Origin of the sequence: Pseudomonas sp. WS 5027, from assembly GCF_012985695.1 — a bacterium.
Lineage (GTDB): Bacteria > Pseudomonadota > Gammaproteobacteria > Pseudomonadales > Pseudomonadaceae > Aquipseudomonas > Aquipseudomonas hygromyciniae.
Genome location: NZ_JAAQWU010000022.1, coordinates 17,522 through 28,724 on the forward strand (window position 1 = coordinate 17,522; position 11,203 = coordinate 28,724).

Annotated in this window: 9 protein-coding genes; 3 read left to right on the forward strand and 6 right to left on the reverse strand. The window is 61.3% G+C overall.

Annotated elements, in window-relative coordinates; all coding sequences use genetic code 11:
• Positions 1-87: 87 nt before the first annotated feature.
• From HBO09_RS23185 to HBO09_RS23205, 5 genes are all read right to left on the reverse strand, one after another.
• Positions 88-312: an MbtH family protein gene (locus HBO09_RS23185; RefSeq protein WP_169998228.1), complete on the reverse strand. Its 225-nt coding sequence runs from the start codon at positions 310-312 to the stop codon at positions 88-90.
• A gap of 80 nt (positions 313-392) precedes the next feature.
• Entirely contained in the window at positions 393-1,805 is a 1,413-nt protein-coding gene (locus tag HBO09_RS23190) for an aspartate aminotransferase family protein (protein ID WP_169998230.1), read from the reverse strand.
• Positions 1,806-1,960: 155 nt separating this feature from the next.
• Entirely contained in the window at positions 1,961-2,734 is a 774-nt protein-coding gene (locus HBO09_RS23195; RefSeq protein WP_169998232.1) for an N-acetylmuramoyl-L-alanine amidase, read from the reverse strand.
• Positions 2,735-2,857: 123 nt separating this feature from the next.
• A complete protein-coding gene (locus tag HBO09_RS23200) occupies positions 2,858-4,177 on the reverse strand; it encodes an ATP-binding protein (protein ID WP_169998234.1) in 1,320 nt (439 codons plus the stop codon).
• Positions 4,177-4,857: a response regulator gene (locus HBO09_RS23205; protein ID WP_169998237.1), complete on the reverse strand. Its 681-nt coding sequence runs from the start codon at positions 4,855-4,857 to the stop codon at positions 4,177-4,179. The genes HBO09_RS23200 and HBO09_RS23205 overlap by 1 nt, the downstream gene beginning before the upstream one ends.
• Positions 4,858-5,028: 171 nt before the next feature.
• Here HBO09_RS23205 and dsbD point away from each other — a divergent pair, with 171 nt between their 5' ends.
• Genes dsbD through dsbG form a run of 3 tightly spaced genes read left to right on the forward strand, consistent with a single transcriptional unit; the run spans position 5,029 to position 8,365 of the window.
• A complete protein-coding gene (gene dsbD / locus HBO09_RS23210) occupies positions 5,029-6,759 on the forward strand; it encodes a protein-disulfide reductase DsbD (protein ID WP_169998238.1) in 1,731 nt (576 codons plus the stop codon).
• Positions 6,759-7,628 carry a TlpA disulfide reductase family protein gene (locus HBO09_RS23215; RefSeq protein WP_029298147.1) on the forward strand — a complete coding sequence of 290 codons (870 nt, stop codon included), beginning with the start codon at positions 6,759-6,761 and terminating at the stop codon, positions 7,626-7,628. Before dsbD ends, HBO09_RS23215 begins: the two co-directional genes overlap by 1 nt.
• A complete protein-coding gene (gene dsbG, locus HBO09_RS23220; protein ID WP_169998240.1) occupies positions 7,604-8,365 on the forward strand; it encodes a thiol:disulfide interchange protein DsbG in 762 nt (253 codons plus the stop codon). Before HBO09_RS23215 ends, dsbG begins: the two co-directional genes overlap by 25 nt.
• Before the next feature lie 111 nt (positions 8,366-8,476).
• Here the strand turns inward: dsbG and HBO09_RS23225 are convergent, their stop codons facing one another.
• Positions 8,477-11,086 (reverse strand): hypothetical protein, encoded by a 2,610-nt coding sequence (locus HBO09_RS23225; RefSeq protein ID WP_169998242.1) that lies wholly within the window; start codon positions 11,084-11,086, stop codon positions 8,477-8,479.
• Between the last annotated feature and the right edge of the window lie 117 nt (positions 11,087-11,203).

The following is an 11,203-nucleotide window of genomic DNA, read 5'->3' on the forward strand; positions in this document are numbered from 1 at the left end:
CCACCTAGGTGTGCCAGGTCAACCGAGGGTGCAGGTTTTGGGGCTGCTACGCAGCCCAACGGGGGACAAGCCCCCTCTCCACAGGCCTCAGCCAGCGACTGTCTGGGCATCCATCTTCTGACGCAGGCTCAACGGACGCATATCAGTCCACACTTCTTCGATGTAGGCCAGGCACTCTTTCTTCATCCCGCTTTTACCCACGGTGCGCCAGCCCTCTGGCACGGCTTTGTAGTCAGGCCAGATGGAATACTGTTCTTCATGGTTGACCACTACCTGGAACAGGATGTCTTCGCGGTCAAATACTGAGGTCATTGCGGTTCTCCGTCACTTAAAAGGCTGCCACGCACTGCGCGTGGCTGATGTATGTAGGAACGTACGACGACATTGGAAAATTAGAGGCTCGCCACGGCTGCCGCCAACGCCCGGCCAAAGATCTCTGCCACCCGGTCGATTTGTGCGGCGGTGATGACCAGGGGGGGAAGGAAACGCACCACGCTGCCATGGCGCCCGCCCAGTTCCAGGATCAGCCCGCGCTTGAGGCATTCACGCTGCACCAGCGGCGCCAGTTGCCGATGGACCGGCGGGTGACCCTGAACGTCGGGCGTGCCGCTGAGGTTGACCAGTTCCACCCCGAGCATCAGGCCGCGTCCGCGAATGTCCCCCAGTTGCGGGAAGTCCCGTTGCAGGATGCGCAGGTGCTCAGCCAGGCGTTCACCCATGGCCGCCGCATGGTCCGCGACGTTGTGCTCCTTGAGGTAGCGCATCACTGCCGAACCCGCCGCCATGGCCATCTGATTGCCGCGGAAGGTGCCGGCATGGGCGCCCGGCAGCCAGGTGTCGAGCCACTCGCGATACACCACCACCGCCAGCGGCAGGCTGCCACCAATGGCTTTGGACAACACCACCACATCCGGAACAATGCCGGCATGTTCAAAGGCAAACATCTTGCCAGTGCGGCCGAAACCGCTCTGGATTTCGTCGACGATCAACGCCACGCCGGCCTGCTCGGTAATCCGCCGCAGGCCGCGCAGCCAGTCGAGGTCGGCCGGAATCACACCGCCCTCGCCCTGCACCACTTCGACGATCACTGCCGCCGGCAGCAATACGCCTGCCTCCGGGTCGTTGAGCAGGTTTTCCAGGTAATGCAGGTTGACCTTGACCCCTTCTGCCCCACCCAGGCCGAACGGGCAGCGGTAGTCATAGGGGAATGGCAAAAATTGCACGCCATTGGCCAGCAAGGCACCCAACGGCTTTTTCGGCCCCAGGCTGCCCATCAGGCTCAATGCACCCTGGCTCATGCCGTGATAACCGCCCTGGAACGACAACACCGTGCTGCGCCCCGTGGCAGTGCGCACCAGTTTCAGCGCGGCTTCCACCGCATCGGTGCCAGTCGGGCCGCAAAACTGGATCTTCGCCTCCCGCGCCAGTTCCGCAGGCAACAGGCCGAAAAGGTCTTGCACAAATTGATCCTTGACCGGCGTGGTCAAGTCCAGGGTATGCAGCGGTAACTCATCCAACAGCACCTGTTGGATCGCCTCGATCACCACCGGGTGATTATGCCCCAGGGCCAATGTACCGGCCCCGGCCAGGCAGTCGATAAAGCTACGGCCTTCAACATCCTCGACATAAATGCCCTTGGCCCGCTTGAGCGCCAGGGGAATGCGCCGGGGGTAGCTGCGGGCATTGGACTCCTGCTGGCGCTGGCGGGCCAGCAGCGGTGATTCATCGAACTGGTAAAGCGTTTCTGCTGGAGTCGGGCTGGCCGACGCCAGCGAATCCTCAATGCGACTGGTAGCGACTGACATCTCTAGATCCCTCAATACGCTGATGATGGTGACCAAACTGCCAACCCGTTGACGTCTGGCCCCCAAAGGGCGTGCGCACGGATTTCCTGTTCTGGAAACGCATCAGCGGCGTGGGGATTTACACCAGTGCCTGCGAAAAACCGGCAGATGGCCGGTCACTCGCCGGCACTGGTGTACTTTTCATTCAGCGCATAGAGAATCGCGCAGGTCTCGATATCCAGTTGCCCGCGATAGTCGGCGGGCCGAAAGTGCATCTGGAAGGCCCGCACCCGCTGCTGGAAAGCCTGGCGGTTTTTCGCCGGGGCATAGCCGTAGCGCTGGAAGGCCCGTTCGATCTCCACTTCCTGCGGCAACCCCATGCGAAAGCGCCGCTCATAGGCCCCCTTGGCGCCTTCATCGAACCAGGCGCCAATGCCGGCCTTGAACAAACCATGCCAGGGCAACTGCGGCCCTGGGTCACTTTTGCGCCAGAACGCCACATCCGAATGGCCGACGATATCGGTGGCGCCTATCTGCGGATGACGCGCGCAAATGTCGTGGATCAGCGCGATCAGGACCTCGACTTGCTCCGGGTCATAAGCTGGGAAGGTAAATACACCCTCATCATCGCGGGCCAGATTAACGATCTCGATGCCGATGGAGCGACTGTTGACGTTATCGCGGCCCGCCCAATGACTGGCTCCCGCATGCCAGGCGCGCTGGTGCTCACCCACCAGTTGGAACACCCGTAGCTCGTCATAGCCGGCGTTGCGATAGCTGGCCTCACCGGGATCGGGTAACAGGTAATGGGCACTGACACCCTGCTGGGTCAGGGTCCGCAGGGAGCAGGCAAAGGGCGCGGCGGTGTAATGCACAACCAACTGGCGCACGGCTTCGCCATTGCGCTGATTAAAATCTTGGGCGGGATAAGTGGAATCGATGACCAACATAGGCGCTGTCCTTTTCAATACGGGCTGAGTCATTCAGCCGGCAAATCTACAAACACAAAAATCACCGCCATCCTGAAGCGTCGGGCCTGAGGATGGCGGTAGTTACGTGTATGCAAGCAAGGATCAGCGCCGCAGCGGCATACCCAGGTCGACCCGCAGGCCATCGGGCTGGCTGTCGAAAGCCAGTGAACAGGAACAGCGCTGGACAATCGCCTGCACAATGGCCAGGCCCAGGCCACAACCGCCGCTGTTGCCATTGCGCCAGAAACGCTGGGTCAGGTGTTGCAGGTCTTCGCTGGAGATCGGTGCGCCATGGTCGCGCACGCGGAACACGACTTGATTGCCCTGGGTGAACACGCTCAATTGCACCCGGGTATCGGCCGGGGTATGGCGCAAGGCGTTATCCAGCAAGTTGCGCAAGGCGGCAACCGCCAGGCCCACGGGCATTTCCACCGGGTCCTGGGGCAAGTTGTCCGGCAGGATCAGGTCGATGCGCCGATTGTCCCCGGCGTTGGCGTCCTGGATCGCCAGGCGTGCCACTTGCTCGGCGCTGGACTGCAAGCCGTCATCAAACGACAGGCTGCCCTCGACCCGCGCCAGCAGCAGCAATTGCTCAAGGGTGCGATGCAGGCGGTCGGCACCCTCCTCGGCATGGGCCAGGGATTGGTCGCGGGCGCTGCCTTCGGTCATGCGCGCCACCTGTAGATGGGTCTTGATCGCCGTGAGCGGGCTGCGCAACTCATGGGCGGCGTCGCCGGTCAGCCGGCGCTCACGCTCGATGGCCTTGGCGATGCGTTGCAGCAGTTGGTTCTGGGTGTCGAGCAACGGCTTGAGCTCGCTGGGCAACGGATGAATCTGCAACGGCTCAAGGGAGTCGGCGCTGCGCCGCATCAAGGCATCGCGCATGCGGTTGAGCGGCACCAGGCTCTGGCCGATCCCCAGCCACAACAGGCACAGGCAGCCCAACAAGGCCACGCCCACCGGTACCGAGGCCGCCAACAGGATCGACATGTTCAGCGCCTCGCGCTCCACCTGGCGGTCGGCGGTGGTGATAAACAAATCGCCCCGGGCCAGGGTAAAGCTGCGCCAGGCGGCACCGTCGATGATCTGGTCGCGAAACCCGCTTTGCCGGGACTCCAACCCCTGGTCCGGGGTGGTGTGACTACGGGCCAGGACTTCGCCACGCAACGAACTGACCTGGCACGCCATGCCACCGGGCACGTTCAATTGCTCGGCACCAAAGCGCTTGCCCTCGCCCACGCTGGCCAGGCCCGGCATCTGCTCCATCAGCCCGGCCACCATGCGAGCCGAAGCCACCAGCCGCTGGTCCAGGGAAAACATCATCTGGTTACGCAGGTCGTTGAGCATCCAGGCCGCCGCCAGCACCCAGATCAACACAAAAGCGGCGCCCAGCTTGAATGTCAGGCGCAGGCGCAGGCTCATCACGAGGCGTCATCTCCAGCATCCGCCGGGCCCAGGCGATAGCCCAGGCCGCGCACGGTCTCGACAATGCCATTGCCCAACTTGCGGCGCAGGTGGTGGATATGCACGTTCAAGGCATTACTTTCCAGCTCATCGTTGAAGCCATAGACGCTGTCCTTGAGTTGTTCGCTGGACAGCACGCGGCCACGGTTGTGCAGCAGTGCCTGCAACAAAGCCTGTTCGCGACGGGAAAGGTCCACCGGCTTGCCGCCCAACAGGGTTTCGCGGCTGCTGGGGCTGTAACTCAGGCGGCCATGTTCGATCAGGTCGACGCTACGCCCAGCCACCCGGCGCAGCAGGGTCTGCAGGCGGGCGGCCAGTTCGCGCAGGTCGAAAGGCTTGAGCAGATAATCGTCGGCGCCGGCTTGCAGGCCGTCGACCCGGTTGGTCACCGAATCCCGTGCGGTAAGGATCAGCACCGGGATTTCCAGGCCTGCACTGCGCTGTTGCTGCAACAGTTTGAGGCCGTCCTCATCGGGCAGGCCGAGGTCCAGCACCATGATGTCGAACTGCGCCGCCTTGAGCATCGCCCGGGCGGCTGCGGCCGTGCCCACGCGCTCGACGGTAAAGCCCTGAGCACCAAGGCCGGCAACGATGCCACTGGCAATCAGGTCATCGTCTTCACAGACCAGTACGTGCATGGTGAGCCCTTTGCAAAAATGCTGATTTAAAGGATGGCGGATTAAGCGCGCATTATGCCGCTAAAAGATGCACGCTCAGATAATCCCTACACTCTAGAATAGCCCGGTTAATCATCGGTTAATCAGCGCCACACATTGTGTGCCCCACTTGTATCGAACTAAGGCTTGACCATGCGGCATCTGTTTATCTTCCTGCTGGTGTTGTTCACTGGATTGGCCCAGGCCGCGCCTGGCAGCAATCCATTCGAGACCAAACCTGACTTCCTTCCGGTGGGCAAAGCCTTCACCTTTACCTCCGAGCGCCTGGCTTCCGGTGAAACCCAGCTGTATTGGCAGATTGCCGACGGTTATTACCTTTACCAGCAACGCATGAAGTTCGACGGCCTGGCCCAACAGCCGGTGCTGCCGCAAGGCGAAGCCCACAGCGATGAGTTCTTTGGCGAGCAGCAAGTGTATCGCCAGGGCCTGGAAGTGAAGCTACCGGCCAACGCCACCGGCCAGATCAAGCTGGGCTGGCAGGGTTGTGCCGATGCCGGCCTGTGCTACCCGCCGCAATCGATCACCGTGGACCTGGGCGGCAACCCTGCCGTGGCGGCCACCGCCGAGGCCCAGGATCAGAGCCTGGCCAGCGGCCTGCAACAACGCAGCCTGGGCTGGAGCCTGCTGGTGTTCTTCGGCCTGGGCCTGTTGCTGGCATTTGCCCCTTGCTCGCTGCCGATGCTGCCGATCCTCGCCGGTCTGGTAGTGGGCAGCGGTGCCAGCCCACGGCGCGGTTTTGCCTTGGCCAGCAGTTATGTGGTGTGCATGGCATTGGTCTATGCCGCGCTCGGTGTACTGGCCGCGCTAGCTGGCAGCAATCTGGCCGCACTGCTGCAAACCCCCTGGATTCTCGGCAGCTTCGCGGCATTGTTTGTGATCCTGGCCCTGCCGATGTTCGGTTTCTTTGAACTGCAACTGCCGGCCTTCCTGCGCGACCGCCTGGACAACGCCACCCGCAAGCAAAGTGGCGGCAGCCTGGTCGGCGCCGGCGTGCTCGGCGCCTTGTCCGGCCTGCTGGTGGGCCCGTGCATGACCGCGCCCCTGGCCGGCGCCCTGCTGTATATCGCGCAAAGCGGCAACGCCCTGCACGGTGGCCTGATCCTGTTTGCCATGGGCATCGGTATCGGCGTGCCATTGCTGTTGCTGGTGACGGTAGGCAATCGCTTCCTGCCCAAGCCAGGTACCTGGATGAATGTGCTCAAGGGCATCTTCGGCTTCTTGTTCCTCGCCACCGCCGTGCTGATGATTCGCCCGGTGCTCGACGAAAGCCTGTGGCTTGGTTTGTGGGGCGTGCTGGCGCTGGTCATGGCCTACTGCGGTTGGAGCCTGGTTCGCGAGTACGGTCTTGGCGCCAAGGTACTGGGCGCCGGTTCACTGGTACTGGGGCTGTGGGGCGCGATTCTGGTCGTGGGTGCCGCCGGTGGCAGCGATGACCTGTGGCAACCGCTCAAGGTCTTCGGCGGTTCGCCGGTCGCCAGCGCGCCGACGGCCCATGACGCCTTCACCACGATCAACGACCCGGCGGCCCTGCAAGTCCAACTCGATAGCGCCAAGGCCCAAGGCCAATGGGTGCTGCTGGATTATTACGCCGACTGGTGCGTGTCGTGCAAGATCATGGAAAAACAGGTATTCGGCAAACCCGAAGTGATGGCCGCGCTCAAGGACGTGCGCCTGCTGCGCCTGGACGTGACTGCCGACAACGCCGCCAGCCGCGAACTGCTGGGCCGCTACAAAGTCCCCGGCCCACCGAGCTTTGTGTGGATCGGCCCCGACGGTGAAGAACGCCGCGCCCAGCGCATCACCGGCGAAGTGGATGCCGCAGCCTTCCTGCAACGCTGGACCCAGACCCGGGACGCACGCTGATGCTGACCTTGACCATCGGCACCTTCGCCATCGCCCTCAACCACCTGCTGCTGATCAGTGCGCTGATCCTCGCCACGCTGGTGGGCTGGCGCGTGGCCAAGCGTGGCGGCGAAAACCCCGAGTCGGTGCTGTTCAGCCTGTTCCTGCTGGGCATGCTCAGTGCGCGGGTCAGCTTTGTCCTGATGTATTGGGCCTATTACCGTGACGACCCGCTGCAAATCGTCGACCTGCGCGACGGCGGCTTTCTCGCCTGGCCCGGGGTCATCGCCCTGCTGCTCGGCGCCCTGCTCTGGGGCTGGCGTCGCCCGGCCCTGCGCAAGCCGTTGAGTGCTGGCGTCATCACCGGCCTGGCATTCTGGGCGCTGGCCAGCTTCTCCTTGAACATCTACGAAAAAGGCACCCGCCTGCCGGACATCGCCCTGCGCAATGCCGACGGCGAAACCGTGCAACTGGCCGACTATCAGGGTGGCCCGCTGGTCATCAACCTGTGGGCCACCTGGTGCCCGCCATGCCGGCGGGAAATGCCGGTGCTGGAAAACGCCCAGAAGCAACGGCCTGACGTGACCTTCCTGTTCGTCAACCAGGCCGAAAGCATGCAAAGCGTCAGCACCTACCTGGCCACCCAGGGCCTGAACCTGGATAACGTGCTGTTCGACGCCAGCGGCCGTCTCGGCCAGGCCGTGGGTTCCATGGCCCTGCCCACGACGCTGTTCTATCAACCCGACGGGCGTCTTATCAACAGCCACCTGGGCGAGTTGTCCCAGGCCAGCCTGGCCCGCGCCATGGAATCTTTCGCCCCCACGGACTCGACCGCCGCCCAGCCGGCCCCAACAAGGAAACCCCTATGCCCCGCCTCCGCCACCTGCTGACCCTGCTGCCCCTGACACTCGCCGCCAGCCTCGCACACGCCGAAGAATGGCCCGCACCGATCAAACAGATCGAAGCCAAGGGCGCCAAGATCATCGGCAGCTTCGACGCACCGGGCGGGCTCAAGGGGTATGCCGCGCAATACCAGAACCGCGGCATGGCGCTGTACCTGACCGCCGATGGCCAACATGTGCTCGCCGGCAACCTGTACGACGCCAAGGGCAACGACCTGAGCACCGCGCCCCTGGAAAAACTGGTCTATGCCCCCATGGCCAAGGAAGTCTGGGCCAAGATGGAACAGAGCAGTTGGATCCAGGACGGCGATAAAAACGCACCGCGCACCGTCTACCTGTTCAGCGACCCCAACTGCCCGTACTGCAACATGTTCTGGGAACAGGCACGGCCTTGGGTCAAGGCTGGCAAGGTGCAGTTGCGCCACATCATGGTCGGGATCATTCGCGAGGACAGCCCGGGCAAGTCCGCGGCGCTACTGGCCAGCAAAGACACGGCCAACGCCCTGCAAGAACACGAATCGGCAGGCAAAGCCAGCAAGCTCAAGGCGCTGGCCAAGATCCCGGCCGAGATCCAGGCCAAACTCGATGCCAACATGAAGTTGATGGATGAATTGGAGTTGTCGGCCACCCCGGCGATTTTCTATCTGGATGACAAGGGACAACTGCAGCAACAGCAGGGGGCGCCGTCGCCGGATAAGTTGGGGAAAATCCTGGGAGCCAAGTAATCCAGCCTGGCCGCAGACAAGACCTTCAAACACAGCAAAGGGGCAACGGCCCACTACTTAGCGGTCGTGCCCCCAGTTTCTGGCCACCCTTTCTACAAGGCGGCCATCAATTCAATGCCGATAAACTTCCCCGATATGCCAGATGGTCAGAGAGTCAATTGCTCCATGTACAACACTCAAAACGTCAATCCGGACAACCGTAGCTCCATCTTCCGCCTGAAAATCGACCCATGTTCTTGGCACTACATCTTGAACGCCAAGTAGCTGGTTATTCTCATCAAAAAAGCTGAATTTGGCGCTGTCGACACCGATATTCGAATAACCAAACCTGACTCGCACACACCTGAATTTGAGCTTGAGCTGTGCCAATTGAAGCGCACTACTGCTACCACATCGCAATGCCAATGCCTTGCCCTCAATCATTCCGTCCACGAGTTCTCCGGCACTTCTGACCTTATGAAGCCCGATTCCTGGAACCGACGACCTAGGTAATTCAAGATCGAGCAAACGCGTGTTGATCACACTGCCCACTCCCAAATACTCCCGGTCCGGGTAACTCTCAAAGTCATCAAATTCAGTGATGAGATTGGCACGGATGGTCAGTTCCAATATCGGAAACACTACAGCGTGACCTACCTGGCTGCTGCCATCGACCGTTACCTTGCAGGTAAATACTAACGGGCTGAGGTCCTTCAAACGCGCAAGCTCAGACCTCTTAAGGACTTCCTTGAGCCCGGCGCTTAACTCATCTCCCGTCACCCCTTTACCCAAGTAAACCTCGAGGGTGTAGGTGCTGCCATCGCTACGGGTCCCGACACCCTGTAGCCAGACCTTCTGATCGAGCAAGATGAACCACCAGGGCTCAACGGTAATATCCGCATCCCCGGCAAAAGTACGCAGATCCAAAATATTGTTGGTAGCCTGCGGCACCACCGGCATCGGCAAACGCACTGGCATGCTGATTTGCAGAGGCAAGGTCCTGGAGGATGCCAACTTGCAGGGACTGGTAACGGTGTAAAAGATCAGCGTCGTTTTACCCGCATCATGAATCACCGCTTCACGAGGGATCGCGAAATCGACATAGCCTGGCTCGGTGTTACCGGGCTTGGGCTCCAATGGCAGGATCGTGCCGTCGCCGCTGACCCACTGCGCATTGATTCTATGATGGGTGCTGATCCCCTCGTATTCGACCCGTACCGTCACGCCCTCCCGGCCATTCCATATCGTCAAGTGCCCGTCTACCGCTTCACGCACGCTCGGCGCAGGGAGAACCAAGTCCTTCTGCACGATATGCAGTACCAGGCGCCGGAATACCTTCGCGCTCTCCCGGTCCTGTTGGCCGTTGAAATTCACCGCAAAATGCACCTCGACGTCACTGCAATCCGCCAGTTTTTGCAGCAAATGACGCGGCAACGGCGTGTTGACCCCACTGGCCAGCCACTCCTGGGTAACCGCTTCACCACTGAGCACCTCAAAACGGTAGGGACTGCCATCATTCGATTCACCCGTCACCCACAGCCAGCAAGCCTGGCCCCGTGCAATATAGGGCCAGGGGATGACGGTAGCAGTGGCATCACCGGTAAAGGTGTTGAGGTCCAGCGTATTGCCCGTCGCCTGCTCAACAGCCGGCTTGGGCAGGCCGCTGATGTCGAGGATGTTCACCTCCCGGGACGGCGACTGCCAGGAACCACCACAGGTGCGCGACGCGGTGTAAGAGAACGAAACTGCCGCCTCCAGATTGGCACTGATCGCCGAGGGGGGTATGTCGAACACCACGCTCGACTCACCCTCCCCGACGACGCGGCACTCCAGCACCGGCGAACCTGGCCCTGGCGTACCCGTAACAGTCGGGCAGACCCGGTCCCCAGGACACATACGTTCGTAGGCCACCTGCAGATGGGCACCGCTCACCGAATTCACCGGGTTGAGCACCCAGCCATCGGCACCGCAGTCCACCGACTCCTGCAGATGCGGGGCAGACAGTTCCAGATGGGGCTCGGTCAGCAGGTTCAACACCACCGAAGGAAACAGCCTGTAGACCGGCCTCAGCTCCTGACGCGGGAGGAACTCGACACTGAACGCAAGAAACAACTCACTGTCGTGCTTGAGCCCCGCCAGTTCGGCCCGAGACAGGGTTCGGTACCAACCGTTACGCACGTCTTCTTCGGTAACCGGCTCGTCTTCAAACGGGTACCAGCGGAATTTGGAACCATCGGGATTGATCCCCCCGATATAGAGCCGATACAACTGAATAGTGTCGATAAAGGCCCAAGGGGCAACGTAGACCGTCACCGGGTCATCACAGCACAACTGGCCAAGATCCAGGGTGCCGTTGGAGGCCTGGAGCACCTGCGGTTGAGGCAGGTTGGAGGGCAAACTGATTCGTACCTCGCCTTGCGCGGAAGGAGGAAGCTGCTGCCCGTCCCGAGTCACGCTGTAGTAAAAAAGCGCATAGTTATCCAGGCGCATACCGACATACTCAGGCGGAACGTGGAAATCGATACAGCCCGCCGCCACACCTTGCTGGGATCCGATATCTACGTAGTTACCAGATGAGGTTAACCACCACAGAACAATCTGATCCTCTTCACGCATCCCGTCATAACAGGCACGCGCCGTGGCGCCTTCCAACAGTTTGAGTGAGTCGACTTGGGACTGACCTTGCGCCTCGACCAGCACCGGTGCGGGCAACTCTACAACCTTGGGTTTTGAATCAGGCATGGGGAAACTCCTTTTCAGAAAAGATCGGGCGTCTGCAAGCCGATACTGCTTACCTGCAATACGGTCCATCACATACTGAAAAAGAAGGGTTTTCTACTGTCAGAATTGACAGTCACC

Bases quoted from the DNA above. Each gene is read 5' to 3' on its own strand.
- dsbG (WP_169998240.1), top strand. From the start codon at position 7,604: ATGCCCCGCCTCCGCCACCTGCTGACCCTGCTGCCCCTGACACTCGCC.
- HBO09_RS23195 (WP_169998232.1), bottom strand. From the start codon at position 2,734: ATGTTGGTCATCGATTCCACTTATCCCGCCCAAGATTTTAATCAGCGC.
- HBO09_RS23200 (WP_169998234.1), bottom strand. From the start codon at position 4,177: ATGAGCCTGCGCCTGCGCCTGACATTCAAGCTGGGCGCCGCTTTTGTG.
- HBO09_RS23185 (WP_169998228.1), bottom strand. From the start codon at position 312: ATGACCTCAGTATTTGACCGCGAAGACATCCTGTTCCAGGTAGTGGTC.
- HBO09_RS23215 (WP_029298147.1), top strand. From the start codon at position 6,759: ATGCTGACCTTGACCATCGGCACCTTCGCCATCGCCCTCAACCACCTG.
- HBO09_RS23205 (WP_169998237.1), bottom strand. From the start codon at position 4,857: ATGCACGTACTGGTCTGTGAAGACGATGACCTGATTGCCAGTGGCATC.
- HBO09_RS23225 (WP_169998242.1), bottom strand. From the start codon at position 11,086: ATGCCTGATTCAAAACCCAAGGTTGTAGAGTTGCCCGCACCGGTGCTG.
- dsbD (WP_169998238.1), top strand. From the start codon at position 5,029: ATGCGGCATCTGTTTATCTTCCTGCTGGTGTTGTTCACTGGATTGGCC.
- HBO09_RS23190 (WP_169998230.1), bottom strand. From the start codon at position 1,805: ATGTCAGTCGCTACCAGTCGCATTGAGGATTCGCTGGCGTCGGCCAGC.